The 24,623-nt window shown below is 65.1% G+C and carries 22 protein-coding genes and 1 tRNA gene; 19 read left to right on the forward strand and 4 right to left on the reverse strand.

The genetic code is table 11. From position 1 onward, the window contains the following. Positions 1-138 precede the first annotated feature (138 nt). A complete protein-coding gene (locus AB3K92_RS29940) occupies positions 139-1,470 on the forward strand; it encodes a YihY family inner membrane protein (protein ID WP_021160808.1) in 1,332 nt (443 codons plus the stop codon). A 16-nt stretch (positions 1,471-1,486) separates the two neighbouring features. Here AB3K92_RS29940 and AB3K92_RS29945 read toward each other — a convergent pair whose 3' ends face one another. Next, positions 1,487-1,804: an Mpo1-like protein gene (locus tag AB3K92_RS29945; RefSeq protein WP_021160807.1), complete on the reverse strand. Its 318-nt coding sequence runs from the start codon at positions 1,802-1,804 to the stop codon at positions 1,487-1,489. Between the two features lie 159 nt (positions 1,805-1,963). On the opposite strand from AB3K92_RS29945, the gene AB3K92_RS29950 reads away from it, so the two are divergent. From AB3K92_RS29950 to aroC, 3 genes are all read left to right on the forward strand, one after another. Then, a complete protein-coding gene (locus tag AB3K92_RS29950; protein WP_006755543.1) occupies positions 1,964-2,419 on the forward strand; it encodes a CBS domain-containing protein in 456 nt (151 codons plus the stop codon). A gap of 139 nt (positions 2,420-2,558) precedes the next feature. Further along, positions 2,559-4,493, forward strand: a complete 1,935-nt coding sequence (locus AB3K92_RS29955) for an MFS transporter (protein ID WP_021160806.1) — start codon at positions 2,559-2,561, stop codon at positions 4,491-4,493. A gap of 238 nt (positions 4,494-4,731) precedes the next feature. Beyond that, positions 4,732-5,832 (forward strand): chorismate synthase, encoded by a 1,101-nt coding sequence (aroC, locus tag AB3K92_RS29960; RefSeq protein ID WP_369466466.1) that lies wholly within the window; start codon positions 4,732-4,734, stop codon positions 5,830-5,832. A 129-nt stretch (positions 5,833-5,961) separates the two neighbouring features. Here the strand turns inward: aroC and AB3K92_RS29965 are convergent, their stop codons facing one another. Continuing rightward, a complete protein-coding gene (locus AB3K92_RS29965; protein ID WP_048025575.1) occupies positions 5,962-7,635 on the reverse strand; it encodes an electron transfer flavoprotein-ubiquinone oxidoreductase in 1,674 nt (557 codons plus the stop codon). 178 nt (positions 7,636-7,813) lie between these two features. Between AB3K92_RS29965 and AB3K92_RS29970 the strand changes: the two genes are divergently transcribed. Further along, positions 7,814-8,596 (forward strand): SDR family oxidoreductase, encoded by a 783-nt coding sequence (locus AB3K92_RS29970; RefSeq protein ID WP_011351770.1) that lies wholly within the window; start codon positions 7,814-7,816, stop codon positions 8,594-8,596. Between the two features lie 32 nt (positions 8,597-8,628). Next, complete coding sequence (locus AB3K92_RS29975; RefSeq protein WP_027787712.1) at positions 8,629-9,069, forward strand: thioesterase family protein; 441 nt, start codon at positions 8,629-8,631, stop codon at positions 9,067-9,069. Positions 9,070-9,174: 105 nt separating this feature from the next. Here the strand turns inward: AB3K92_RS29975 and AB3K92_RS29980 are convergent, their stop codons facing one another. Further along, positions 9,175-9,720, reverse strand: a complete 546-nt coding sequence (locus tag AB3K92_RS29980) for a LuxR C-terminal-related transcriptional regulator (RefSeq protein WP_369466467.1) — start codon at positions 9,718-9,720, stop codon at positions 9,175-9,177. Between the two features lie 222 nt (positions 9,721-9,942). Here AB3K92_RS29980 and AB3K92_RS29985 point away from each other — a divergent pair, with 222 nt between their 5' ends. Next, positions 9,943-10,647, forward strand: a complete 705-nt coding sequence (locus tag AB3K92_RS29985; RefSeq protein WP_021162428.1) for a CoA transferase subunit A — start codon at positions 9,943-9,945, stop codon at positions 10,645-10,647. Between the two features lies 1 nt (position 10,648). Next, positions 10,649-11,290, forward strand: coding sequence for a CoA transferase subunit B (locus tag AB3K92_RS29990; RefSeq protein ID WP_021162427.1), 642 nt, complete (start codon positions 10,649-10,651; stop codon positions 11,288-11,290). 77 nt (positions 11,291-11,367) lie between these two features. Here the strand turns inward: AB3K92_RS29990 and AB3K92_RS29995 are convergent, their stop codons facing one another. Further along, positions 11,368-12,300 (reverse strand): LysR family transcriptional regulator, encoded by a 933-nt coding sequence (locus AB3K92_RS29995; RefSeq protein WP_048025577.1) that lies wholly within the window; start codon positions 12,298-12,300, stop codon positions 11,368-11,370. Positions 12,301-12,392: 92 nt separating this feature from the next. Between AB3K92_RS29995 and AB3K92_RS30000 the strand changes: the two genes are divergently transcribed. The 11 genes from AB3K92_RS30000 to pheT all read left to right on the forward strand — a co-directional run bounded on the left by AB3K92_RS30000 (position 12,393) and on the right by pheT (position 24,555). Next, positions 12,393-13,277 (forward strand): DMT family transporter, encoded by an 885-nt coding sequence (locus AB3K92_RS30000; RefSeq protein WP_111997519.1) that lies wholly within the window; start codon positions 12,393-12,395, stop codon positions 13,275-13,277. A gap of 286 nt (positions 13,278-13,563) precedes the next feature. Further along, the gene (locus tag AB3K92_RS30005; protein ID WP_111997520.1) at positions 13,564-14,460 is read left to right on the forward strand and encodes an alpha/beta fold hydrolase; all 897 of its coding nucleotides are present in this window, start codon (positions 13,564-13,566) and stop codon (positions 14,458-14,460) included. Between the two features lie 80 nt (positions 14,461-14,540). Next, positions 14,541-14,894 carry a RidA family protein gene (locus tag AB3K92_RS30010; protein WP_021162422.1) on the forward strand — a complete coding sequence of 118 codons (354 nt, stop codon included), beginning with the start codon at positions 14,541-14,543 and terminating at the stop codon, positions 14,892-14,894. Between the two features lie 44 nt (positions 14,895-14,938). After that, positions 14,939-17,173: a bifunctional (p)ppGpp synthetase/guanosine-3',5'-bis(diphosphate) 3'-pyrophosphohydrolase gene (locus AB3K92_RS30015; protein ID WP_193094025.1), complete on the forward strand. Its 2,235-nt coding sequence runs from the start codon at positions 14,939-14,941 to the stop codon at positions 17,171-17,173. Positions 17,174-17,260: 87 nt separating this feature from the next. Beyond that, positions 17,261-17,337, forward strand: a tRNA-Val gene (locus AB3K92_RS30020). Between the two features lie 271 nt (positions 17,338-17,608). Beyond that, positions 17,609-19,516 (forward strand): threonine--tRNA ligase, encoded by a 1,908-nt coding sequence (gene thrS / locus AB3K92_RS30025; RefSeq protein WP_027787704.1) that lies wholly within the window; start codon positions 17,609-17,611, stop codon positions 19,514-19,516. Positions 19,517-19,565: 49 nt separating this feature from the next. Further along, complete coding sequence (gene infC / locus AB3K92_RS30030) at positions 19,566-20,090, forward strand: translation initiation factor IF-3 (RefSeq protein ID WP_071734130.1); 525 nt, start codon at positions 19,566-19,568, stop codon at positions 20,088-20,090. Between the two features lie 189 nt (positions 20,091-20,279). After that, the gene (gene rpmI / locus AB3K92_RS30035) at positions 20,280-20,477 is read left to right on the forward strand and encodes a 50S ribosomal protein L35 (RefSeq protein ID WP_004191477.1); all 198 of its coding nucleotides are present in this window, start codon (positions 20,280-20,282) and stop codon (positions 20,475-20,477) included. Positions 20,478-20,507: 30 nt separating this feature from the next. Beyond that, complete coding sequence (gene rplT / locus AB3K92_RS30040; protein ID WP_004192938.1) at positions 20,508-20,867, forward strand: 50S ribosomal protein L20; 360 nt, start codon at positions 20,508-20,510, stop codon at positions 20,865-20,867. 148 nt (positions 20,868-21,015) lie between these two features. After that, entirely contained in the window at positions 21,016-22,029 is a 1,014-nt protein-coding gene (pheS, locus tag AB3K92_RS30045) for a phenylalanine--tRNA ligase subunit alpha (RefSeq protein ID WP_021162419.1), read from the forward strand. A gap of 96 nt (positions 22,030-22,125) precedes the next feature. Next, a complete protein-coding gene (pheT, locus tag AB3K92_RS30050) occupies positions 22,126-24,555 on the forward strand; it encodes a phenylalanine--tRNA ligase subunit beta (protein WP_369466468.1) in 2,430 nt (809 codons plus the stop codon). The last annotated feature ends 68 nt before the right edge of the window (positions 24,556-24,623 follow it).

Genomic DNA, 24,623 nt, shown 5'->3' on the forward strand with positions numbered 1-24,623 from the left:
GGAACCGCGTGCGGCCGCGCGCGTGCCCGGTGCAGTCGGCCCCTGCTGGAATCGAGCGGCTATTATAGGGGCTGAAGCCGTCGCGCAGCGCGGCGGCGGCGCGCCACCGGGCGCGCGGTATCAAGAAGGAGAAGCCGTTTGCCGAAGTTGAGCGTCGATCTCGACACCCTCAAGCGCCTGGCGCAGTTCGCGGCCCGGCGCAGCGCCGAGGATCGCATCCCGCAAGTGGCGGGCAGCCTGACGTTCACGACGATGCTGGCCCTCGTGCCGCTCGTGACGGTCGCGTTCGCGCTGTTCACCGCGTTCCCGATGTTCGCGTCGTTCCAGATCTCGCTGCAGGGATTCCTCGCGGATCACCTGATGCCCGCGCAGTTCAACGTCCAGATATTCAAGTACCTGAACCAGTTCGCGTCGAAGGCCAAGGGGCTGACGACGGCCGGCCTGATCGTGCTCGTCGTCACATCGGTGATGACGATGATGACGATCGAGTCGGCGTTCAACCTGATCTGGCGGGTACGCAAGCCGCGACCGTTCGCGCAGCGCGTGCTCGCGTACTGGGCGCTGATCACGCTGGGCCCGCTGTTGTTCGGTGTGAGCCTGTCGATCTCGTCGTACCTGTTCACGCAGTCGCTCGCGTTTACCGGCGCCGGGTCGTCCACGTCGATCGTCGAATGGCTGCTGGCGCTCGTGTCGCTGCCGCTGGCGGTGCTCGCGTTCACGCTGCTGTACGTGTACTTGCCGAACTGCACGGTCGCGTGGCGCGATGCGGTGATCGGCGGGCTGTTCGCGGCAATTGCGTTCGAGCTCGCGAAGCGCGGTTTCGGCTACTACGTGCGGCGCATTCCGACCTATACGGCCGTATACGGTGCGTTCGCGGCGTTGCCCGTTTTCCTGTTGTGGGTGTACCTGAGCTGGTTCATCGCGCTGCTCGGCGCGATGGTGGCCTCCGCGCTGCCGGCGATCCGCGTCGGCCAGTTCCACCGCATCCACTATCCGGGCAGCGACCTGCTCGACGCACTGGAAATGCTCGCGCGGCTGGCCGAAGCGCGCACGGCCGGCAAGCGCGGCTACACGGCGATGCGGCTCGCGACCATGCTGCGCTGCGACATGGAAACCGCGCAGCGCCTGCTGACGACGATGGAGGAGCGGGAATGGATCGCGCGGCTGGACGGCGGCGGCGAGACCACGCCGCGCTACATCCTGCTCGCGAACCCGGAGCAGCTGACGCTCGCGCAGTTGTTCGACGTGCTGGTGATCGACCGCACGGAGCTGACCTACCAGTTGCAGCGACGCCGCAGCCATGTCGATGGCGCGGCGCTGCTCGCGGTGCTGTCGAGCGATCGCTTCGACGTGTCGCTCGCGTCGCTGATCGCCGCGCACCGGCCGGCCGGCGCACAAGCGGCGGGTGTCCCGGGGCCGGCGCCGGGCGGCGTGCCCGACCCGCACGCGCGGCCGCCGCGGCCCGCGTGAGCGGGGTGCCTGGCCGTTACAGCGGGATCTTGCCGGTGCAGATGTCCTTGAACATCACCCAGTCGCCCATCAGGCTGTAGATCGGGTGCCGGAACGTGGCCGGGCGGTTCTTCTCGAAGAAGAAGTGTCCGACCCACGCGAACCCGTAGCCGCAGACGATCGCCGCCGGCAGCCACAGCCAGTCGCCGGTCGCGATCGCCATCGCGACGCAGCCGATCACGCCGAGCGAGCCGACGAAGTGCAGCCGCCGCGACGTCAGGTTCTGGTGTTCGTTCAGGTAATACGGGTAGAAATCAGCGAAGCTGGCGAATTGCTCCGTATGCGTATGCGCCATGGCCGTCTCCTCGGGCCGCTGTTCATGGGGCCATTGTGCTGCCGGCGGCCGGCTTCCGCAAGCGGGGCGGCGGCCCGCCGCACGGGCCCGCGCTTTCCTTTTGACAGGCTTTCCGATAGGATCGAAAGAGGTTTTGCATTCAAGCATGAGGGGACTACGATGCGCGTCAGCGATATTCTGAAAGTTAAGGGCAACACGCTGTTTACGGTGACGCCCGACAAGCCGCTGCGCGAAGCGGTCGACACGATGGCCGAGCACGACATCGGTTCGCTCGTCGTGATGGAGTACGGCGATCTCGTCGGGATGCTGACGTTCCGCGAGATCATCCTGCGCCTGCACGTGAACGGCGGTGCGATTGGCGACGTGCAGGTGCGCAAGGTGATGGACGAGCCGCTCACGTGCACGCCGGAAACGGATGTCAACGAAGTGCGCCGGATGATGCTCGAGCGCCATGCGCGCTATATGCCGGTGCTCGACAAGAAGGTGCTGATGGGCGTTATTTCGTTCTACGACGTCGCGAAGACGGTCGTCGAGGCGCAGAGCTTCGAGAACCGCATGCTGAAGGCGTACATCCGCGACTGGCCGGAATCGGAAGCCGAAGCGCACAAGTCGTGAACCACGCCGCGCCCGTCGCCGTCATGCGCGGGCGCCGCCACCCGGCACGCGGCGGCGCAGGCTTGTCCTGCGCCGCCGTTTTTCCAATGACCACACAAGGCCCGTGCAGCGTCGCCCAGACGGCGCGCGCGTATTCCGCATGAGCGATCAAACGCAAGCCACTTCCAGGCGGCGCGACGAACGGCACGCGCACGCGTCGCAGTTCGACCTGCTGCGCGAGCGCCGTTTCGCGCCGTTCTTCACGACCCAGTTCCTCGGTGCGCTGAACGACAACGTCTTCAAGATCGGCTTCACGTCGCTCGTCACCTATCACACCGCGCGATTCGCCGGTGTCGATGCGAAGACGGCGGCCTTCCTGATTTCCGCGATCTTCATCCTGCCGTTCGTGCTGTTCTCGGCGACGTCCGGCCAGATCGCCGACAAGTACGACAAGGCGACCCTCACGCGTTTCGTGAAGACCTTCGAGATCGTGCTGATGCTGGTCGGCGCGGCGGGCTTCGTCATGCACAGCGCGCCGCTGCTGTATCTGTGCACGTTCATGATGGGGATGCACTCGACGCTGTTCGGGCCCGTCAAGTATTCGTACCTGCCGCAGCATCTCGGCGAGCATGAGCTGGTCGGCGGCAACGGCCTCGTCGAGATGGGCACGTTCATCGCGATCCTGATCGGCACGATCATCGGCGGCGCGGCCGCGGGCATCGAAGGTGCCGGCGAGCGCGTGCTCGCGGTGAGCGTGCTCGTCATCGCGATCGCGGGGCGTCTCGTCGCGCAGCGCGTGCCTTCCACGCCGGCGCCGCAGCCCGATCTCGTGATCAACTGGAATCCGGTCAGCGAGACCTGGCGCAATCTCGGGCTCGCACGGCAGAACCGCACCGTGTTCCTGAGCCTGCTCGGCATCTCGTGGCTGTGGTTCGTCGGCGCGACGTTCCTCACGTCGTTCTTCAATTTCGCGAAGGACGTGCTGTCGGCGAGCCCTGACGTCGTCACGGTCCTGCTCGCGACGTTCTCGGTCGGTATCGGCCTCGGATCGCTGCTGTGCGAACGGCTGTCGCAGCGGCGCGTCGAGATCGGCCTCGTGCCGCTCGGCTCGATCGGCATCAGCGTGTTCGCGATCGAGCTGTATTTCGCGAGCCGCGCGCTGCCGTCGCCCGGCCATCTGCTGTCGGTCGGCGAATTCCTGGCCGGCGCGCGCCACTGGCGCATCCTGGCGGACCTGTTCCTGCTCGCGATGTTCGGCGGCTTCTACAGCGTGCCGCTGTACGCGCTGATCCAGAGCCGCAGCGCGCCGACGCACCGCGCGCGGATCATCGCCGCGAACAACATCCTGAACGCGCTGTTCATGATCCTGTCGGCCGTGATGGCGATGGGGCTGACCAAGGCCGGCGTCGACATCCCGGGGCTGTTCCTCGTCACCGCGCTGTTGAACGTGATCGTCGCGGCCTATATCTATCTGCTCGTGCCGGAGTTCCTGCTCCGCTTCGTCGCGTGGGTGCTCGTCCACACGTTCTACCGGATTCGTCTCGTGCACGCGGAGCGGATTCCGGCGGAAGGCGCGGCCGTGCTCGTGTGCAACCACGTCAGCTACGTCGATGCGCTCGTGCTGGCCGCCGCGAGCCCGCGCCCGATCCGTTTCGTGATGGATCACCGGATCTTCAAGACGCGCTTCGCGAGCTGGGTATTCCGGCATGCGAAGGCGATCCCGATCGCGCCGCGCCACGAGGATCCCGCGATGCTCGCGCGCGCGTACGACGCATGTGAGGCCGCGCTGAAGGACGGCGAACTCGTGTGCATCTTTCCCGAGGGCAAGCTGACCAAGACGGGCGACATCAACACGTTCCACCACGGCATCACGGAAATCCTGGGCCGCACGCCGGCACCCGTGATTCCGATGGCGCTGCGCGGGCTGTGGGGCAGCTATTTTTCGCGGCATTCCGATGCGCGGATGCCGCGACCCATCAAGCGCGGCGTGATGAGCCGGCTGACGCTGGCGGTCGGCGAGCCGGTCCCGGCATCGGTCGCGACGCCCGAGTCGCTGCAGGCCGCGGTAACCGAACTGCGCGGCGCGCGGAAGTAGGCGGGCGCCTGTCCGGATGCGTCCGGCTGCAACCGGACCGGACGGGCTTGCGCCGCACGAGCCGGGCCGCGCGTGCACGTTCCGGGCGTCCGGGCGGCGTTTCATGCGGCCTGCGGCCCGCGGGCGCGGGACGGCTGGCATAATAGCGGCTTACCTCTTTTCTCGACCGGCAAACGATCGATCTGCCCGCGCCCGGGCAGCGCGTCGGTTTGCCCATTTCTCTTTGGGCGGTTCCATCATGTCCGGCAATACCCTCGGCACGCTTTTCACTGTCACGACCTTCGGCGAATCGCACGGTCCCGCGATCGGTTGCGTGATCGACGGCTGCCCGCCGGGAATGGGGCTGACCGAAGCCGACATCCAGGTCGAACTCGATCGCCGCAAGCCGGGCACGTCGCGTCACGTGACGCAACGGCAGGAGGCTGACCAGGTCGAGATCCTGTCGGGCGTGTTCGAAGGCGTGACGACCGGTACGCCGATCGCACTGCTGATCCGCAACACCGACCAGCGCAGCAAGGACTACGGCAACATCGTCGAGACGTTCCGTCCCGGCCACGCCGACTACACCTACTGGCAGAAATACGGCATCCGCGACTACCGCGGCGGCGGCCGTTCGTCCGCGCGCCTGACCGCACCGATCGTCGGCGCGGGCGCGGTCGCGAAGAAGTGGCTGCGCGAGCGCTTCGGCGTCGACGTGCGTGGCTACATGAGCGGCCTTGGCGAAATCGACGTGCCGTTCGTCGACTGGTCGCACGTGCACGAGAATCCGTTCTTCTCGCCGAATGCGGCGGTCGTGCCGGAGCTCGAGGCGTACATGGATGCGCTGCGCAAGGATGGCGATTCGATCGGCGCGCGCATCGACGTCGTCGCGTCGGGCGTGCCGGTCGGCTGGGGCGAGCCGGTGTTCGACCGTCTCGATGCGGACATCGCGAAGGCGATGATGAGCATCAACGCGGTGAAGGGCGTCGAGATCGGTGCGGGTTTCGACAGCGTCGCGCAGCGCGGCTCGATGCACGGCGACGAGCTGACGCCGGGCGGTTTCGTCGGCAACCATGCGGGCGGCGTGCTCGGCGGGATTTCGACGGGGCAGGACATCACCGTGTCGATCGCGATCAAGCCGACGTCGAGCATCCGTACGCCGCGCCGTTCGATCACGAAGGCGGGCGACGAGGCGACGGTGGAAACGTTCGGCCGCCACGATCCGTGCGTCGGCATCCGTGCGACGCCGATCGCCGAGTCGATGCTCGCACTGGTGCTGATCGATCATGCGCTGCGCCATCGCGCGCAGTGCGGGGACGTCGAGACGTCGACGCCGAAGATCGCCGGTAGCGCGACCTGACGCAAACGGGCGGGGCGCGGCACGTCTCGCCATTGGGAATGCAAAACGGGGCGCTGCTTCAGGCAGCGCCCCGTTTCGTTTGTGGCGACCAGCAAAAACGCGCCGCTCGCGGCGGCGCGTCGTGGCGGATTACATGTTCGGGTAATTCGGGCCGCCGCCGCCTTCCGGCGTGACCCACACGATGTTCTGCGTCGGGTCCTTGATGTCGCAGGTCTTGCAGTGCACGCAGTTCTGCGCGTTGATCACGAGGCGATCGCTGCCATCGTCGTTCTTCACGAACTCGTACACCGCCGCCGGGCAGAAACGCCCCTCCGGCCCCGCATACGTGCGCAGGTTCACGTTCACCGGCACGTTCGCATCCTTCAAGGTCAGGTGCGCCGGCTGGTTCTCTTCATGGTTCGTGTTCGAGATGAACACCGACGACAGCCGGTCGAACGTCAGCTTGCCGTCCGGCTTCGGGTACTCGATCGGCTCGCACTGCGACGCCGGCTTCAGCATCTCGTGGTCCGCATGCTTGTGGTGCAGCGTCCACGGCACGTTGCCGCCCATCACCTTCTGCTCGAGGCCGACCATCAGCGTGCCGAGGTACAGCCCCTTGGCCATCCACTGCTTGAAGTTGCGCGCGCGGTACAGCTCCGTGTACAGCCACGATTGCTTGAACGCATCCGGGTACGCGTTGAGTTCGTCCGACTGGCGGCCCGCCTGCACCGCGTCGAACGCGGCGTCGGCGGCCAGCATGCCGGTCTTGATCGCCGCATGGCTGCCCTTGATTCGCGACGCGTTCAGGAAACCCGCGTCGTCGCCGATCAGCGCACCGCCCGGGAACACCGTCTTCGGCAGCGACAGCAGACCGCCCGCCGTAATCGCGCGCGCGCCGTACGACACGCGCTTGCCGCCTTCGAGGAACGCGCGGATCGACGGGTGCGTCTTGTAGCGCTGGAATTCCTCGAATGGCGACAGGTACGGGTTCGTGTAGCCGAGGCCCACCACGAAGCCGACCACGACCTGATTGTTGTCCATGTGATACAGGAACGAGCCGCCGTAGGTGTCGGACTTCAGCGGCCAGCCGGCCGTGTGGATCACGAGGCCCGGCTTGTGCTTGGCCGGATCAATTTCCCACAGCTCCTTGATGCCGATCCCGTACGCCTGCGGATCGGCGTTCGCGTCGAGCTTGAACTTTGAGATCAGCTGGCGGCCGAGGTGGCCGCGGCAGCCTTCGGCGAACAGCGTGTACTTCGCGTGCAGCTCCATGCCGAGCTGGAAGTTCTCGGTCGGCTCGCCGTCCTTGCCCACGCCCATGTTGCCGGTCGCGACGCCTTTCACGGAGCCGTCGTCGTTGTAGAGAATCTCGGCGGCCGGGAAGCCGGGGAAGATCTCGACGCCGAGCGCCTCGGCCTGCTGGCCCAGCCAGCGCGTGACGTTGCCCAGCGAAATCACGTAGTTGCCGTGGTTCTGGAAGTTGGCGGGCAGCGCCCAGTTCGGCGTGGTGACGGCGCTTTTCTCGGACAGGAACAGGAAGCGGTCTTCCGTCACCTCGACGTCGAGCGGTGCGCCGCGTTCCTTCCAGTCGGGGAACAGTTCGGTGATCGCGCGCGGGTCCATCACCGCGCCCGACAGGATGTGCGCGCCGATCTCGGAACCCTTCTCGAGCACGCACACGCCGATCTCGGTGCCTTTCTCGGCGGCCAGCTGCTTGAGCCGGATCGCCGCCGACAGCCCGGCGGGGCCGCCGCCGACGATCACGACGTCGTATTCCATCGATTCGCGCGGGCCATATTGCTCGATGAGGCTTGCGGGGGTCATTGGCGTTCCTCTAACCGTTAGAATGCTTTTATTCGGGAGCGTATTGTCTGCGAAACGAAACGCTTGCCGCAACAGCATGCGGCTAGATTAGCACGATCGTTCTATTTTTGTGCTAGGGTAATGCCGCTCGGGCCATGCTGCCCGTAGCGGCGAAACGACATCGAAAGGGGATGTGCAAATGGGTCGTTCGATCAATCTGGAAGGCAAGGTTGCGCTGGTCACGGGGGCGTCGAGCGGCCTGGGGCAGCGTTTTGCGCAGGTGCTGTCGCAGGCCGGTGCAAAGGTCGTGCTCGCGAGTCGTCGCGTCGAGCGCCTGAAGGAGTTGCGTGCCGAGATCGAGGCGGCGGGCGGCGCTGCGCACGTCGTGTCGCTCGACGTCACCGACGTCCAGAGCATCAAGGCGGCGGTCGCGCATGCGGAAACGGAGGCCGGCACGATCGACATCCTGGTGAACAATTCGGGCGTCTCGACGATGCAGAAGCTCGTCGACGTGACGCCGGCCGATTTCGAGTTCGTGTTCGATACCAACACGCGCGGCGCGTTTTTCGTCGCGCAGGAAGTCGCGAAGCGGATGATCATGCGCGCGAACGGCAGCGGCAACGGCAAGCCGCCGTGCCGGATCATCAATATCGCGTCGGTGGCCGGCCTGCGCGTGTTCCCGCAGATCGGGCTGTACGCGATGAGCAAGGCCGCGGTCGTGCAGATGACGCGCGCGATGGCGCTCGAGTGGGGGCGCCACGGGATCAACGTCAACGCGATCTGTCCGGGTTATATCGATACCGAAATCAATCATTACCTGTGGGAAACCGAGCAGGGCCAGAAGCTGCAGTCGATGCTGCCGCGCCGGCGCGTCGGCAAGCCGCAGGATCTCGACGGGCTGTTGTTGCTTCTCGCGGCCGACGAGTCGCAGTTCATCAATGGCTCGATTATCTCCGCCGACGATGGCTTCGGCCTCGCCTGAGCGGATGACATTCAGCAACACAGAAGACTGCAATGAGCGCAACAAGCGATTACTCCCCCGTATTTGAGATGTCGATGCCGATCCGCTGGGGCGACATGGACGCGTTCGGCCATGTGAACAACACGGTCTATTTCCGCTACATGGAGCAGGCGCGGATCTCGTGGTTCGAGGAACTCGGCATCGCCGGCGGCAATGGCGAGGGGCAGGGGCCCGTCATCGTCACGGCGTCGATGGAATTCCTCAAGCAACTGCACTATCCGGGCGACGTGATCGCGAAGATGTCGGCCGCGAAACCCGGCCGGAGCAGCTTCGATACCGGTTTCGAGCTTACGCGCGCGGATGATCCGCAGCACGTCTATGCGCGCGGCAAGGCGCGCTGCGTGTGGGTCGACTACGCGCTCGGCAAGTCGGTACCGCTGCCCCAGTTGCTGCGCGACACGATCGAGCGCGCGCTCGCGACGAAGGTCGGCTGAGCGTCGGCACGGCGAGGCCGGCGCCCGGGCGCCGGCGGCACGCCATGCCTGCTGTTTCACGAATCGGCCGCCATGCGCGGCCGATTGTCATCCGGGAGCCGCCATTCACTGCCCGAGCAGGCGCTGCAGCAGCTCCGGCGTATTGTTGGTGCCGTACTTGCGCATCAGCCGCGCGCGGTAGATGTCGACCGTGCGCGAGCTGATGTCGAGCACGCGCCCGATCTGCTTGCTGGTCTTGCCGGTCGCGAGCTGGGCGGCGATCTCGCGCTCGCGCGGGGTCAGTTCGACGGCGACCCGGCGCGTCGCGCTCAAATCCTCGAAGGTCCAGACGCCTGCCGCGAGCGGTGCGGTGCGGTCGAGCGCGCGGCCGGTGACGTGGCACCAGAACAGCTCGCCGTCCGCGCGTTTCATGATTCTGTCATCCGAGTAGATGCCGTTCGCGGCCATTACGCGCGCGATACGTTCGCCGATTCGCTGGAATTCGTCCGTCGACGGGTAGAGCACCTCGTACGATTTCCCGATCAGGTCGGCCTGCACGCAGCGGAAGATCGACGCCAGCGCGTCGTTGCAATCCTCGATCACGCGGTCGCGCGACAGGACGAGGCCGAGCGGCGCGAGGTGGAAGGCGGTCTGGTAATCGAGAGCGGGCATGGCGCAGGCAAGCGGAGGCAAACGCTTATGTATTTTTGCGTATTGTGCCGCATCCGCGCCGCATCGTACCCTTTCAGGCATCTCGTGGCGGTTTGCCGCGGTATAAAAACAGCGCGCCTCGACGCAGGCATCGCCGTGCATGCATAGAATGATGCGGCGGGCTTGCGGGCCACGTGGCGCGTGAACCGGTTTCGCTGGTTTCCATAGAGGAAGGGACAACTGATGAACAAAGTCTATCCAAGCGCGGCTGCCGCGCTGGAAGGGATCGTCCGTGACGGACAGACCTTCGCGGTGGGCGGCTTCGGCCTGTGCGGGATTCCGGAGGCGCTGATCGCCGCGTTGCGCGATTCGGCCGTCAAGGGCATCACCTGCATCAGCAACAACGCGGGCGTCGACGGTTTCGGCCTCGGCCTGTTGCTGGAAACGCGCCAGATCAAGAAGATGATCTCGTCGTACGTCGGCGAAAACAAGGAGTTCGAGCGCCAGTACCTGGCCGGCGAACTCGAACTCGAATTCACGCCGCAAGGCACGCTCGCCGAAAAGCTGCGCGCGGGCGGCGCGGGCATCCCGGCGTTCTTCACGAACACGGGCTACGGCACCGTGATCGCGGAAGGCAAGGAAACGCGCCAGTTCGGCGATCGTCACTATGTGCTCGAACCGTCGCTGACGGCCGATGTCGCGCTCGTGAAGGCCTGGAAGGCCGACAAGTCGGGCAACCTGATCTATCGCCGCACCGCGCGCAACTTCAACCCGATGTGCGCGATGGCCGGCAAGATCACCGTCGCGGAGGTCGAGGAAATCGTCGAGAACGGCGAGCTCGATCCGGATCACATCCACACGCCGGGGATTTTCGTGCAGCGCATCGTGCTGAACGCGACGCCCGAAAAACGCATCGAACAACGCGTCGTACGCGCGAAAGGAGACTGACATGGCCTGGAATCGTGACCAGATGGCCGCGCGCGCGGCGAAGGAACTGCAGGACGGCTTCTACGTGAACCTCGGCATCGGCCTGCCGACGCTCGTCGCGAACCACGTGCCGGAAGGCGTCGAGGTGTGGCTGCAGTCGGAGAACGGCCTGCTCGGCATCGGCCCGTCGCCGACCGAAGACGAAGTCGACGCCGATCTCATCAACGCCGGCAAGCAGACCGTCACGACGCTGCCGGGCTCGTCGATCTTCTCGTCGGCCGATTCGTTCGCGATGATCCGCGGCGGCCACATCAACCTCGCGATCCTTGGCGCGATGCAGGTCAGCAAGCAGGGCGACCTCGCGAACTGGATGATCCCCGGCAAGATGATCAAGGGGATGGGCGGCGCGATGGATCTCGTCGCCGGCGTGAAGCGTGTCGTCGTGCTGATGGAGCATGTCGCGAAGGGCGATCAGCACAAGATCCTCGAGGAATGCAACCTGCCGTTGACGGGTGTCGGTGTGGTCGACCTGATCATCACCGATCTCGGCGTGATCGAAGTGACGCCGTCCGGCCTGAAGGTCCTCGAGCTCGCCGATGGCGTGAGCGCCGACGAGATCCAGGCAAAGACGGGTGCGCCGCTCGACGTCAGCGCGGTCGCCTGAGTTTTTTCATGTCGATTCGCCCCGCGTGCCGTCAGGCACGCGGGGCGTTCTGTTTGTGGGATGCGCGCCCGGCCGCGTCAGACGGCGGTCTGCAACGATTCCACGCGTTGTTCGCCGGTGGGCGTGCCGTCGTCGGGCGAACCCAGCTGCAGCGCATGAAACAGGAAGCGTTGCAGCGTGACTGCCGCCGACGTGTGATCGCCGAGGTCCGCGCGGCTGAACAGCCCGAAATCCGCGGCGGGTGGCGCGGGCAGCCCGGCTGCCTGCGGGTCGAGTGCGCGCATCGTGTCGCGACGCACGTTCCAGTCGAGCAGTACCGCGACGCCGAGGCCTGCCTCGACCGCCGACTGGATCGCGGACAGGCTCGTGCTAGTGCAGATGACGCGCCACGCACGGCCGGCGTCGCGCAACATCGCGAACAGCTTTTCCTGCCACGGGCAGGTGCCGCCGAACGCAACGATCGGTACCGGTTCGTTGCGAGGGAGGCGGTCGGCGGTGGCTGCGGCGGCCCAGTGCAGTGGATGCTGCCATGTCGTGAGCGGCTCGGCCCGGATCAGCGCGGGGTCGCCGATCACGAAATCCAGTGCGTGGCTCGCGAGTCGCTGCGACAGGACGGGGCTCGTATCGACGACGATCTCGAGCGCGACGTTCGGAAATGACGCCGCGAACTGTCGCAACGCGTGCGGCAGACGGCCGACGGCGATGTCCTCGAGGACACCGAGCCTTACGGTGCCCGAGATGTCGCCTGCGGCGAGCGCGGCACGGGCGGCGAGCCCGACGCCGAGCAACTGGTGTGCATACGGCAGCAGCACGTTGCCCGCGGCCGTCGGCGTGACGCCGCGCGGCGAGCGTTCGAGCAGGCGCTGGCCGACTTCATCCTCGAGCCGTCGCAGCGCCATGCTGACGGCGGCCTGCGTGCGATGCAGCGCCGTTGCCGCCGTGCTGACGCTGCCGGTTTCGACCACGGTGACGAACGTGCGCAGCAGGGTGCTGTCGAGATCGCGGGTCATCAATATTCCTGATGCGGACATAAGAATTATCAGCTTATATCAAGCATGCGGCCGCGGTTAGCATCGGCGTGTCACTGAACCGGAGCGGTTGCATGAGCGAGGAATCGAGTACGGTACGACCGGATGTCGCGCAGCGCGTGGCGTCACTTTTCACGAATGCGGTGGCGCCGCTGCTGGCCGTCGCGTCGATGTGCAGCGTGCAGCTCGGCGCGGCGCTGTCGAGGCCGGCGACGATCGAGTACGGCACCGTCAGCACGACCTGGCTGCGGCTCTGTTTCGCCGCGCTCGCGCTGGCCGTGGTCGTCCGGCCGCCGCTCCACACCTATTCCCGGCAGCGCTGGATCGCCGCCATCGCGCTCGGCACGGCGATGGCCGCGATGACGCTGTGCTTCTTCGAAGCCGTGCGTCGCGTGCCGCTCGGCCTGGCGGTGGCGATCAACTTTCTCGGGCCGCTGGCGGTCGCCACGATCGGCGTGCGCAAGCCGGCGATGCTGGCATGGCCGGCACTCGCGCTGGCTGGCGTGCTGCTGCTGGCGCGGCAGGACGGCATGTGGGTGACGGCGCCGGCCGCGCTGGTCTTTCCGGTCGGCTCTGCGCTTGGCTGGGCCGCCTATATCGTGTTGATGAAGCGTGTCGGCACGCTGTTCGACGGGCTGCAAGGGCTGTCCGCGTCGCTGTTCGTGGCCGCGCTCGTCACGACACCGTTCGGGCTGGCGCAAAGCGGCGGCCACTTGCCGGCCGGCCAACTGATCGATGCCGCGTATCTGGCGGTGCTCGTCCCGCTGTTTCCTTACGTGCTCGAACTGATTGCGTTGCGAAGGATGAGCGCATCGGCATTCGGCATCCTGATGAGCGCCGAGCCCGCGATCGCTGCGGGGATCGGTTATGTCGTGCTGGCGCAGCCGATGAGCACGCTGCAGGTCGCCGGCACGCTGTGCGTGGTCGGTGCTAGCATCGGCGCGGTCATGCAGAAATAACCGCGCTTTCCCGGCCATGACGGACCGGTGCACGATGGTGCGTTCGCGGCGCCGTCGCCGCGGCCGCAACGGAGGCTGGATCGGCAGCCTGCTGAACACGGAACACCGCGCCTGATTCCGCACGGCCGCGTGACATTTCATTGGCGCTCGCACGAGCCGCAAGCCCGCAAGGGTGGTCAGGCGACTCGTGATCCGGAACGGGTTTACAATCGATCGCATCCCCCGGCTGCCCTGGCGGGCCGGGCCCACATGCCATCGCGCCGCACCGTTCGGCAGGACGCCTCCGATGCCCACTTCCCCCGTGAACTCCCCGATTCCCCGTCAGCGGCGCGTGCAGTGTGCGAGCGCGGCCGGCCTTCACCACGTCGCCTATACCGAGTGGGGCGATCCCGCGAACCCGCGCGTGCTGGTTTGCGTGCACGGCCTGACCCGTTCCGGGCGCGATTTCGACCGGCTCGCCACGGCGCTGTCCGATACGTATCGCGTCGTCTGCCCCGACATCGTCGGGCGCGGCCAATCGGACTGGCTGGCCGATCCGAGGCTCTACGCGATTCCGCAATACGTGGCCGACATGGTGACGCTGATCGCGCGACTCGACGTCGAATCGGTCGACTGGTTCGGCACGTCGATGGGCGGCCTGATCGGCCTGGCGTTTGCGGGGCTGCCCGGTTCGCCGTTGCGCCGGATGATCGTCAACGACGTCGGCCCGCGCATCGAACCCGATTCGCTGACGCGCATCGGCGAATATCTCGGCGTGCAGCCGCGCTTTGCGACCGAGCAGGAGGGTGTCGACTATCTGACGTCGCTGTCGCTGCCGTTCGGTGCGCTGACCGCCGACGAGTGGCGCGAGATCAACGGGCCGCTGCTGCGCGAACTGCCCGAAGGTGGCTGGACGGTCCGCTACGATCCGCGCATCGCCGAGCCGTTCAAGGCAACCACGCCCGAGTTGGCCGCAATCGGCGAGGCCGCGCTGTGGCGCGCCATCGAGACGACGGATGCATCGCTGCTCGTCGTGCGCGGCGAGACGTCCGACCTGCTGTCGCGCGAGACGGTGGCCGACATGGTGCGTCGTGGCCGGCACGTCACGCACGCCGAGATTCCAGGGGTGGGCCATGCGCCGGCGTTCGTCGACGCAGGCCAGATTGCGCTCGCGCGGCGGTTTTTCGTCGAAGGCGGCGCATAAACGCGTCATAATATGCGGTTCGACGGCACGCGGGCCGTGCCGCCACCCGAATCTCCATCCACTCACGACCGGAACATTCCATGGCAGTCATTCGTCACCACGTCGGGGCCCGACTCTCCGAAACCGCGATCCACAACGGTACCGTGTATCTGGCCGGCCAGATCGCCGAAGACACCACGCAGGACATCAAGGGCCAGACGCGCGAAGTGCTCGGCCACATCGACCGCCTGCTCGCCGAAGCGAACAGCGACAAGGCGCATCTGCTGTCGGTGCAGATCTACATTTCCGATCTGGCGAATTTCGACGGCATGAATGCGGAGTGGGATGCATGGGTCGCGCAGGGCAACACGCCGCCGCGCGCCACCGTCGAGGCGAAGCTCGCGGATCCGGCGCTGCTCGTCGAGATCGTGGTGGTCGCCGCACAGCGGAGCTGAACCGGACGCAACCCGACGATGATCGTATTCCGCCAGGCCAAGCAATGACCGAGTCCGTTTCCGCTTCCCCCGTCGCGGCACCGTCGTTCGACGACGTGCTCGCGTTCGTGCGCGAACGGGCCGGCGACGCGCGCCTGTCGTCGGGCGAACTGCTCGCCGATCACTCGGCGGGCACGGCGGCGATCATGCGCACGCTGAACGTCGATCCGCCCGCGATGCAGGCGGCCGCGCTGTTCGTGCTGACGCCGCACCTGAGCGACCCCGAGCGCGAACTCACCGAGCGTTTCGGCGACGAAGTGGCGCGGCTCGTGTCCGACGTGCGCAAGCTGTTGCGGCTCGGTACCGTCAGCCTGCGTGCCGCGCAGAACGCGGTGCCCGATGCGGGGCGTGACACGGCGGAAGAGCGGCGTACGCAGATCGAGGCGCTGCGCAAGATGCTGCTCGCGTTCGCGCAAGACATCCGCGTGGTGTTGATCCGGCTCGCGTCGCGCCTGCAGTCGCTGCGCTACTACGCGGCCGCGAAGATCGACCCGCCGCCCGACGTCGCGCGCGAGACGCTCGAGATCTATGCGCCGCTCGCGAACCGTCTCGGTATCTGGCAACTGAAGTGGGAGCTCGAGGATCTCGCGTTCCGCTTCGAGGATCCCGTCACCTACAAGCGGATCGCGAAGCTGCTCGACGAGAAACGCATCGAGCGCGAAGCGTACGTCACGCAGGCGATCGACCGGTTGCAGCAGGAGCTGGCGGACGCGAACATCCAGGCCGATGTGAGCGGCCGGCCAAAGCATATCTACAGCATCTGGCGCAAGATGCGCGGCAAGGAGCTCGATTTCTCCGAGCTGTACGACGTGCGCGCGTTTCGCGTGATCGTGCCGGACATCAAGGATTGCTACGCGGTGCTCGGCATCGTGCATCACCTGTGGCAGCCGGTGCCGAAGGAATTCGACGACTACATCTCGCGGCCGAAGCCGAACGGCTACAAGTCGCTGCATACGGTCGTGATCGGCGATGACGGCCGCGCGTTCGAAGTGCAGATCCGCACGCAGGAGATGCACCGTTTCGCCGAGTACGGCGTCGCCGCGCACTGGCGTTACAAGGAGGCGGGCGCGCGCGGCTACGGCGGCCAGTTCTCGGCGAACGACAAATACGACGAGAAGATCGCATGGCTGCGCCAGCTGCTCGCGTGGAAGGATGACGTCGAGGACGGCGCGGAAAAGTCGGGCGACAAGGCGTGGGCGCAATTGCGCGAGACGTCGCTCGACGACGACCACATCTACGTGCTGACGCCGCAGGCGCGTGTGATCGCGTTGCCGCAGGGCGCGACGCCGGTCGATTTCGCGTACCACCTGCACAGCGAGCTTGGTCATCGCTGCCGTGGCGCACGCGTCGACGGCGCGATGGTGCCGCTCAATACGCCGCTCGCAAACGGCCAGACGGTCGAGATCGTCGCGGTGAAGGAGGGTGGGCCGTCGCGTGACTGGCTGAACCTGCAGCTCGGCTACATGAAGAGCCCGCGCGCGCGTCAGAAGGTGCGTGCGTGGTTCAACTCGATCGAGCAGGAAGAAAACATCTCGCATGGCCGCGCGCTCGTCGAAAAGACGCTGCAGCGCGAGGGCAAGACATCGGTCAACCTGGACAATCTCGCCGCGAAGCTCGGCTTCAAGTCGCCCGAGGAGCTGTTCTCGGTCGTCGGCAAGGAAGAGTTCAGCCTGCGCAATGTCGAGCACGCGCTGTCCGATGCGCCGCCGCCGGAGCCGGCGCCCGAAGCGCCCGCCGATTTCGAGAAGCGCAGCAGCGGCGCGAGCGTGGCGCACGGCGCGTCGACCGGCGTGCTGGTGGTGGGCGTCGACGCGCTGCTGACCCAGCTCGCGCGCTGCTGCCGTCCGGCACCGCCCGATCCGATCAGCGGTTTTGTCACGCGCGGCAAAGGGATGTCGATCCACCGCACCGATTGCCCGACGTTCCGCCGGATGGTCGAGCGCGCGCCGGAGCGCGTGCTGCAGACGACCTGGTCGGCCGACGTGCTCGGCGGGCGCGGTGCGTCCGTCTATCCGGTCGACCTGATGATCGAGGCGAGCGACCGGCAAGGGTTGCTGCGCGATATCTCCGAAGTGTTCGCGCGCGAGAAGATGAACGTGGTGGGTGTGAAGACGCAGAGCCGCCGCAACGCGGCATTCATGCAGTTCACGGTCGAGGTGTCGAACTCGGCGCAGGTGCAGCGCGCGTGCACGCTGCTCGGCGAGGTGCAAGGCGTCGTGCGGGCGGGGCGGAAGGCGTGATATGGGGTTGGAGCCCCGTTATTTTGCTGCGACCGCATAAAAACACTTGCCAAGTCGGTAACGGCTCCATATAATCTTAGCTTCTCTAGGCTCGTAGCTCAGCTGGTTAGAGCACCACCTTGACATGGTGGGGGTCGTTGGTTCGAGTCCAATCGAGCCTACCAACGAATTGAGAATGCCCGGTCTCCGGGTGTTCGATGCAGTAAATAACTCAACGCGAACAAGGCGAATACGGTTATGACACCGCGAACGTTGACCGAAACCTTTTCGGAGCGACGCTAGTCGAGGAACCCTTTCGCCCTTTCAGTCTGAGTGAAGTATCGAATGCGGCCCCTCGAAAGCGGGGCCGCATTTTTTTTGTCGCGAAATTTTCCCGCGCGATTTTCATGTCGCGTACCTGGTCTGCCGCCCACTGTCGGCATCACGGAGATTGCTATGGTTTCGATACGCTTGCCTGACGGCTCAGTTCGACAATACGAGCATCCGGTGACAGTTGCCGAGGTTGCAGCCTCGATCGGTCCCGGCCTTGCGAAGGCTGCGCTTGGTGGCAAGCTCGATGGCGAGCTCGTCGATACGTCGGCCGTGATCGACCGCGACGCGTCGCTCGCGATCGTGACCGACAAGGATGCCGATGGCCTCGACATCATCCGCCACTCGACGGCGCACTTGCTCGCATACGCGGTGAAGGAACTGTATCCGGACGCGCAGGTGACGATCGGCCCGGTGATCGACAACGGCTTCTATTACGACTTCTCGTACAACCGTCCGTTTACGCCTGAAGATCTGGAGAAGATCGAAAAGCGCATGCAGGAGCTCGCGAAGAAGGACGAGCCCGTGACGCGCCGTGTCGTGTCGCGCGACGAAGCGGCGGGCTACTTCCGCAGCATCGGCGAGAAGTACAAGGCCGAGATCATCGAATCGATTCCGCAAAGCGACGAAATCAAGCTGTATTCGCACGGCGGCTTTACCGATCTGTGCCGCGGCCCGCACGTGCCGTCGACGGGCAAGCTGAAGGTCTTCAAGCTGATGAAGGTCGCGGGCGCGTACTGGCGCGGCGATTCGAAGAACGAGCAGCTGCAGCGTATCTACGGCACGGCCTGGACGAAGAAGGAAGACCAGGACCAGTACCTGCACATGCTCGAGGAAGCGGAAAAGCGCGACCACCGCAAGCTCGGCAAGCAGCTCGACCTGTTCCACATGCAGGAAGAGTCGCCGGGCATGGTGTTCTGGCATCCGAAGGGCTGGGCGCTGTGGCAGCAGGTCGAGCAGTACATGCGCCGCCGCGTGAACGAAGCCGGCTACCTCGAGATCAAGACGCCGATGATCATGGACCGCTCGCTGTGGGAGGCGTCGGGCCACTGGCAGAACTACCGCGAGAACATGTTCACGACGGAGTCGGAGAAGCGCGACTACGCGATCAAGCCGATGAACTGCCCGGGTCACGTCCAGGTGTTCAAGCACGGCTTGCGCTCGTATCGTGACCTGCCGCTGCGCTACGCGGAATTCGGTTCGTGCCACCGCAACGAGGCATCGGGCGCGCTGCACGGCCTGATGCGCGTGCGCGGCTTCGTGCAGGACGATGCGCACATCTTCTGTACGGAAGACCAGTTCATCTCGGAGTCGATCGCGTTCAATACGCTGGCGATGAGCGTGTACAAGGACTTCGGTTTCGATCACATCGACATCAAGCTGTCGCTGCGCCCGGATCAGCGTGCGGGCACGGACGAGACGTGGGATCGCGCCGAGCAGGGCCTGCGCGACGCACTGACCGCCTGCGGTCTGACGTGGGAAGAACTGCCGGGTGAAGGCGCGTTCTACGGTCCGAAGATCGAGTACCACATCAAGGATGCGCTCGGTCGTTCGTGGCAGTGCGGTACGCTGCAGCTCGACATGGTGCTGCCGGAACGCCTCGGCGCCGAGTATGTCGCCGACGACAGCAGCCGTCGCCGGCCGGTGATGTTGCACCGTGCGATCGTCGGTTCGATGGAGCGTTTCCTCGGCATTTTGATCGAGCACCACGCTGGTGCAATGCCTGCCTGGCTCGCGCCGTTCCAGGCAGTTGTGCTCAATATCGCCGAAAGTCAGGCCGAATATGCGCAATCTCTGGCCCAATCGTTGCAAAAACAAGGGGTTAGAGTGACGGCCGATTTGCGCAATGAGAAGATTAGCTATAAAATACGCGAGCACACGCTGGAAAAGGTGCCTTATCTCCTCGTCGTGGGTGATAAGGAGCGTGATGCGCAAACGGTAGCCGTGCGTGCCCGTGGCGGCGTCGATCTTGGCGTGATGCCGGTCGAAGCCTTCGTTGAGCGTCTGCAGGAAGACCTGCGCTCGTTCAAGTAACCGCCCTGGCAGCGCGGCTCGTTTTTTTAATTTTTAGAGGAAACGTAACATCGCTACTGATAAGTCGTCGCATCGCATCAACGGTGAAATCACTGCGCCGGAAGTGCGTCTGGTCGGGATCGAGAACGAACCGCTCGGTATCGTAAAACTCGCTGATGCTTTCCGTAAATCGGAAGAACTGGATGTTGACCTGGTGGAAATCGCGCCGCAAGCGGTTCCCCCGGTTTGCCGTCTGATGGATTACGGCAAGTTCAAGTACCAGGAATCGAAGAAGCAGCACGAAGCGAAGCTGAAGCAGAAGGTCATCCAGGTCAAGGAAGTCAAGTTCCGCCCGGGTACCGATGACGGGGATTACAACGTCAAGCTTCGCAATCTCGTGCGCTTCCTCGAAGAAGGCGACAAGACGAAGATCACGTTGCGTTTCCGCGGTCGCGAAATGGCTCACCAGGAAATCGGTATGCGGATGCTTGAGCGTCTGCGCACGGATCTCGAGGAAGTCGGCCAGGTCGAGCAGATGCCGAAGATGGAAGGGCGCCAGATGATCATGGTGCTCTCGCCGAAGAAAAAGAAGTAACGGGCCCGCGCGCTTCGCGCGCAGGTTCGCAGTGGTTCGGCGCGTTGCCCGGTCAGGGCAACGCGCCAGCAATGACGGCGGCTGCGCAAGCGGTTCGCCGTACACAAGTGGACTGGGTTTCGAAGGGCGGGTCAAGGGCGCAAGCCAACCGCACACCCATCGCCATCTAATAAACTGGAGTTGTTCGTCATGCCTAAGATGAAGACCAAGAAGAGCGCTGCAAAGCGCTTCGTGGTGCGTCCGGGCGGTACCGTCAAGCGCGGTCAAGCCTTCAAGCGTCACATCCTGACCAAGAAAACCACGAAGAACAAGCGCCACCTGCGCGGCGCAACGGCAGTTCATGATTCCGATCTGAACTCCGTCCGCGCAATGCTGCCGTTCGCGTAACCCCTCAATCGATACTCTAAGGAGAGAAACATGCCTCGAGTCAAACGTGGGGTAACCGCACGGGCCCGCCACAAGAAGATCATCAACCTGGCCAAGGGTTATCGCGGTCGCCGCAATAACGTCTACCGCATCGCCAAGCAGGCGGTGATGCGCGCTGGTCAGTACGCATATCGCGATCGTCGCAACAAGAAGCGTGTGTTCCGCGCACTGTGGATTACGCGTATCAACGCGGCGGTTCGTCAGCACGACATGACCTACAGCGTGTTCATCAACGGCCTGAAGAAGGCGTCGATCGAACTCGACCGTAAGGTGCTGGCTGACATGGCGGTGTTCGACAAGGCTGCTTTTGCTGCGATCGTCAAGCAGGTGAAAGCCGCCGTTGCAGCCTAATTGCGAAATTAGCACTGCGTGGTTAGTTGCAGCGATGCTCCGGTAGTTTCGGCCGCTGCAGCGAAAACGGGGCTCTTCCGAGCCCCTTTTTTGTTTGGTGTGCGATTTCGCTCGCCAAGACCGAATGACGTTGGAAATGATGGGATCTATGGATCTGGACCAGATTGTCGCCGACGCGCAGCAGTCCTTCGAACAGGCTGCCGACATCACCACGCTCGAAAACGAGAAAGCACGATTTCTCGGCAAGTCGGGTGCGCTGACCGAGTTGCTGAAGGGCCTCGGCAAGCTCGATCCCGAAGCACGCAAGACCGAAGGCGCACGCATCAACGTCGCGAAGCAGCAGGTTGAAGCCGCGCTGACCGCACGCCGTCAGGCACTGGCCGACGCGCTGCTGAACCAGCGCCTCGCAGCCGAGTCGATCGACGTGACGTTGCCGGGCCGCGGCGCCGGTGCAGGCAGCCTGCACCCCGTGATGCGCACGTGGGAGCGTGTCGAACAGATTTTCGGCTCGATCGGCTTCGATGTGGCAGACGGCCCCGAAATCGAGACCGACTGGTACAACTTCACATCGCTGAACAGTCCGGAGAACCATCCGGCGCGTTCGATGCAGGACACCTTCTACGTCGAAGGCAAGGATGCCGACGGCCGCCAGCTGCTGCTGCGCACGCACACGAGCCCGATGCAGGTGCGTTACGCGCGCATGAACCGTCCGCCGATCAAGGTGATCGCGCCGGGCCGCACGTATCGCGTCGACAGCGATGCGACCCACTCGCCGATGTTCAATCAGGTCGAGGGGCTGTGGATCGACGAAAACATCAGCTTCGCCGATCTCAAGGGCGTCTATACCGACTTCCTGAAAAAATTCTTCGAGCGCGACGACATCCTCGTGCGCTTCCGTCCGTCGTATTTCCCGTTCACGGAACCGTCGGCCGAGATCGACATGATGTTCGAGCAAGGCAAGAACGCCGGCAAGTGGCTCGAGATTTCCGGTTCGGGGCAGGTGCATCCGACCGTGATTCGCAACATGGGCCTCGATCCCGAGCGCTACATCGGCTTTGCGTTCGGCAGCGGCCTCGAGCGCCTGACGATGCTGCGCTACGGCGTCCAGGATCTCCGGCTGTTCTTCGAGAACGACCTGCGTTTCCTGCGCCAGTTCGCGTAACGCCGCGCGCCGCGCCGACCTGTGCCCGTGCACGCCCCGACGGACGATCCGGCGGGGCCCGGGCGTCGATCTAACCTGTTTCGAACGTAGACATCCATGCAATTCCCTGAATCCTGGTTGAGAACCTTTGTCGACCCGCAGCTGACGACCGACGAACTGTCGCACGCGCTGACGATGGCGGGGCTCGAAGTCGAATCGCTGAGCAAGGCTGCGCCGCCGACGTCGAAGATCGTCGTCGGCCGCGTGCTCGAAGTCGTCAAGCATCCGGATGCGGACAAGCTCAATGTCTGCCAGGTCGATGCCGGCACCGGCGCGACGCTGAATATCGTCTGCGGCGCACCGAACGTCGCGCCCGGCATCAAGGTGCCGGTCGCGCTGGTCGGCGCGGAACTGCCGCCGGCGGAAGAGGGTGGCAAGCCGTTCGCGATCAAGCTGTCGAAGCTGCGCGGCGTGGAGAGCCAGGGGATGCTGTGCTCGGCACGTGAACTGAAGCTGTCCGAGGATCACAGCGGCCTGCTGGTGCTGCCGGAAGATACGCCGGTCGGCCAGGACATCCGCGAGACGCTCAATCTCGACGACACGATCTTCGAAATCAAGCTGACGCCGAACAAGGCCGACTGCCTGTCCGTGTTCGGCATTGCGCGCGAGACGGCCGCGATCACCGGTGCGCCGCTGACGCCGGTCGATATCCGCCCGGTGCGCGTCGAACTCGACGAAACGCTGCCGGTGCGCATCGCCGCTCCCGATCTGTGCGGCCGCTTCTCGGGGCGTGTGATCCGCGGCGTGAACGCGCGTGCGAAGACTCCGCAGTGGATGGTCGAGCGCCTCGAGCGCTCCGGCCAGCGCAGCGTGTCGGCGCTCGTCGACATCTCGAACTACGTGATGTTCGAGCTCGGCCGCCCGTCGCACGTGTTCGATCTCGACAAGATCCACGGTGGCATCGAGGTGCGCTGGGGCAAGCGCGGCGAATCGCTGAAGCTGCTCAACGGCAACACGGTCGAACTCGACGAAACGGTCGGCGTCATTTCGGATGACCGCCAGGTCGAGAGCTTGGCCGGCATCATGGGCGGCGACAGCACGGCCGTCACGCTCGATACGACCAACATCTACCTGGAAGCCGCGTTCTGGTGGCCGGACAGCATCCGCGGCCGCGCGCGCAAGTACAACTTCTCGACCGATGCGGCCCATCGCTTCGAGCGCGGCGTCGATTACGCGACGACCGTCGAGCACGTCGAGCGCATTACGCAACTGATTCTCGAGATCTGCGGCGGCAAGGCCGGTCCGGTCGACGATCAGTCCGTGAACCTGCCGCAGCGCGCGCCGGTGAAGATGCGCGTGTCGCGCGCGAACCGCATCATCGGTGTGCAGATCGGCGCCGACGAGATCGCCAGCATCTTCACGCGCCTCGGCCTGCCGTTCGAGCGTGAAGACGACGCGTTCCTCGTCACGCCGCCGTCGCATCGCTTCGACATCGAGATCGAGGAAGACCTGATCGAGGAGGTCGCGCGGATCTACGGCTTCGAGAAGATCCCGGCGCGTCCGCCGGTCGCGACGAGCGAAATGCGCGCGACCAACGAGACGCGGCGTTCGATCCACGATGTCCGTCACGCGCTTGCCGCGCGCGACTACGCGGAAACCGTCAACTTCAGCTTCGTCGATGCGGAGTGGGAGCAGGATTTCGCGGGCAACGACCAGCCGATCCGCCTGCTGAACCCGATCGCGAGCCAGCTCTCGGTGATGCGCACGACGCTGTTCGGCAGCCTGATTTCCGTGCTGCGCCACAACCTGAACCGCCGCGCAGATCGCGTGCGCGTGTTCGAGGCTGGCCGCGTGTTCCTCGCCGATGCGTCGGCGAAGGCCGGTGAGCTGACGGTCGAGGGCTACGTGCAGCCGAAGCGCGTCGGTGCGCTTGCTTATGGCCCGGTGCTCGACGAGCAGTGGGGCGTGACGACCCGCGCGGTCGATTTCTTCGACGTGAAGGGCGATCTCGAGGCGCTGCTTGCGCCGGCAGCTGTACGCTTCGTGAAGGCGGAGCATCCGGCCCTCCATCCGGGGCGCAGCGCGCGCATCGAAGTCGACGGCCGTGCGGTTGGCTGGATCGGCGAGTTGCACCCGCGCCTGATGCAGAAGTACGAGTTGCCGCACGCTCCGGTGATGTTCGAAATCGACGCGGACGCGCTGATTGCGCGTGCGTTGCCCACGCCGACCGAGGTGTCGAAATTCCCGCCGGTTCGTCGCGATATCGCCGTTGTCGTCGATCAGGCGGTCGAGGTTCAGGCACTTTTCGACGAAATGAAGAAGGCGCTTGCCGAAGAGGCCTGCCGATTCGTTCAGAAGGTTGTACTCTTCGACGAATTTCGTGCAAAATCAAATACTTCCGGTGGCCTTGCCGCGCACGAGAAGAGCCTTGCCTTCCGCGTGACGCTGCAGGACGCGGCTGGCACGCTACAGGACGAGGTCGTCGATCAGGCGATCCAGGCGCTGGTCGAGCGGATGGCTCGCGCCGGTGCGCGCCTGCGCGGCTAAGGAGGAGGTCCGCCCGCTCGCGGGCGGTCTTTTCCGATCGTAATTTGATTTAACGCGCTGTATGGCAG

The organism is Burkholderia sp. Bmkn7, assembly GCF_041103175.1.
Classification (GTDB): domain Bacteria; phylum Pseudomonadota; class Gammaproteobacteria; order Burkholderiales; family Burkholderiaceae; genus Burkholderia; species Burkholderia cepacia.